The 317-nt window shown below is 25.2% G+C and carries 1 protein-coding gene; it reads right to left on the reverse strand.

The genetic code is table 11. The features are described from left to right. Nucleotides 1-317: XcbB/CpsF family capsular polysaccharide biosynthesis protein (locus CD150_RS13030; RefSeq protein WP_169926890.1), on the reverse strand; the 317-nt coding region annotated here is incomplete at both ends.

Genomic DNA, 317 nt, shown 5'->3' on the forward strand with positions numbered 1-317 from the left:
GTATATTCTTTTCATAATCTGGAAAATTAGATGTACTGATATAGTGCGATCCATGTGAGACATTTAAATCCATTATTCTCATGGTATATACGTTTTTAACTAAACTTCTTTCGATTCCATTAAAAAACTTTGGAAACATTCTTTTAGGCATTAATGAGCTATCATAATCACTTGAATTTGGCATGCAAGTAAATATTACTAAAAGTTTTTTAGGAACTTCATTATTTACTTTTCTATCTATAGGTTTATCTAAAGTATAAAAAATGTCATTAGATTTTATTAAATCTTTTCTTTGAAATAATTCTTCAACATATGCT

Source organism: Staphylococcus ureilyticus (assembly GCF_002902235.1).
GTDB lineage: Bacteria > Bacillota > Bacilli > Staphylococcales > Staphylococcaceae > Staphylococcus > Staphylococcus ureilyticus.